The organism is Streptococcus parasanguinis, from assembly GCF_001578955.1.
GTDB lineage: Bacteria > Bacillota > Bacilli > Lactobacillales > Streptococcaceae > Streptococcus > Streptococcus parasanguinis_U.
In genome coordinates this window covers 17718-19284 of sequence record NZ_KQ969695.1, presented here as the reverse complement: position 1 = coordinate 19284, position 1567 = coordinate 17718, and the positions used below count along the sequence as shown (strand labels likewise).

The following is a 1567-nucleotide window of genomic DNA, read 5'->3' as shown; positions in this document are numbered from 1 at the left end:
TTTTATTATAAAATTTTTAGTTCAAAATAGCAAGTTAAAGGAATAAAATATTCTTTATGGTAATAAAAAAAGTTCAATAAACAATAAAAAAATGGCTAAATAAAAATATATATGTTAGAATAAAAACAAGGAAACAGAAAGGGGTTTCATTGCGTGAGAAAAAAACGTGGAATTGTAGGTAAGTACGTATGACATACAAAAACATGCTATTAGGTAAAATGAAATACTTAATCCTGTTTTTGATTGCCATCCAGAGTGTCTTACTTGCTCTGGTGGCAATTTTTTTAGCAGGTTTACAGTATCAACAGTCATGGCAGAGTTATAATCATCATTCCGGGACCGTAACAGTTTATCTTCAGAAGTTAACAGAAAAGCAATCACAAGATGTATTTAATTATTTTTTAGAACAGAGTGACTTGTCCATATGGACAAAACGTTCTGAAAGTAGTGATACAGGAGAAGGTCTAAATAGGATTTATATAGACATCCTTGGTAGCTCTGCTGGTTTTTCAGATTTTGAAAGTACGGGTAAAATAGTTGTCTCACAACAACAATTTGCAAATTTATTATCTCATAGTGATAATAGTATGACTATTGGACTTGACAAAGGCTCAAATAATATGCTTTACGAGCTTCCAGATTTATTATTTAGCACACCTGTAGTCATTGAACGATTAGATTATACTTTCCAAAACACTAATACGATTAATGGGATCTACCATATCAATGGTCTCCGCGATGCTGTCTCAAGAGATAACTTTTTGCTGCATCTTTCAAAGGTGTCAGGTATTTCTGTTGAGGATTTGACAAAAGAAAGTTTTGGAAGTAGTACGGATCAGGGAATTTGGGGAATAATACTTGCTATCAGCATCTTAGTAAATGCCTTCATTTTACTGATCCTATTCTTAATCTGTGTTCTTCAATCCTTTAAACATTTCGGAACATTGATTCTCTTAGGATGGGATAGAAAAGAATTATGGTCTGCTTTTTTCAAAAATTCTCTACTATTTTCAATCTATATTATTCCTATTATCTCTTTATGTAGTTGGTTGTTGTCAGGCTGGTCTAGTTTTGGTTTATCATCGTTTATTCTAGTTTTTGCTGGAGTCAGCCTCTCAGTCTTGTTGCTACTATTGATATTCATTATTCCAACAATTATTGTTTATTCGGTTTCTCCATTAGCAGCAATTCATAAACGATTACCAATGAAGCCTTTAATGGTAACCTGCTTGTTATTCTATACCTTGGTAGCTGGTTTGTTAATCGCAATCAGTTACTCTTTAGATGCTCCAATGAATCAGTTTATTGATAATATGAAAGTATCTAGGGAGTGGAAGAATGTTGAAGATATGTACGTTATCTCCAGCTTTGCTGAGGGAGATGATGTAGGTACATATGCAGGAACTACAAATTCCCTTGAGCGTAGTATGTATAACTTTTACCAGCGTATATCTGAGCTTCCGGGTGTCTATATTGCCCAAGGACAATTTCTTAATCAGGAGTCCCTTGATGCAGTCTATGGGACATACCAGCATGTCCCTAAAAAACCATTTTGGTATTTGAAATT

General features: G+C 33.6%; 1 pseudogene. It reads left to right on the top strand.

Annotated elements, in window-relative coordinates:
* Positions 1 to 188 precede the first annotated feature (188 nt).
* Positions 189 to 1567, top strand: a pseudogene (locus SPADD19_RS13010) (ABC transporter permease); the annotation flags it as partial.